Source organism: Aliiglaciecola sp. NS0011-25, assembly GCF_040370605.1.
In the GTDB taxonomy this organism is placed as follows: domain Bacteria; phylum Pseudomonadota; class Gammaproteobacteria; order Enterobacterales; family Alteromonadaceae; genus Aliiglaciecola; species Aliiglaciecola lipolytica_A.
In genome coordinates this window covers 1-410 of record NZ_BAABWR010000070.1, presented here as the reverse complement: position 1 = coordinate 410, position 410 = coordinate 1, and the positions used below count along the sequence as shown (strand labels likewise).

Here is a 410-nt window from a genome sequence, read left to right as displayed (position 1 = left end):
GAGGGCGTTCAGAATTCTGTGTCAGCCTAAATTGCTAAATATCTAGCACGCCATCTAACCTACCTTCGAAGTGAATGGCTAATTGCGACAATGTCAGGTTCCAACTGTGGATAGGCATTGTCCATTTCTTCGAGGCGTTCAATATGCCTGCATACAATAATTTCATCAAGCTATTTTCATTCGGGAATGCGCCTTTAGTCTTGGTCAATTTCCTAAACTGGCGGTGAACCGCCTCGATAGCATTGGTGGTATAAATGGCTTTTCGCACGTAATCTGGGTACTTGAAGTAAACCGACAGGTTCGTCCATTTACGACGCCAAGAGTCGATAACAATGGGATATAGCTTGCCCCATTTATCATCTAGCTCATCCAGTGCTGCTTCTGCGGCATCTTTAGTTGCTGCACGATAA

Annotated in this window: 1 protein-coding gene; it reads right to left on the bottom strand. The window is 44.6% G+C overall.

Going from position 1 to position 410, the window contains the following annotated elements; all coding sequences use genetic code 11:
- Positions 1–34: 34 nt before the first annotated feature.
- Positions 35–410, bottom strand: a 376-nt coding sequence (locus ABWV72_RS21215; RefSeq protein WP_353372981.1) for a transposase, incomplete at its 5' end; no start/stop codon positions are given.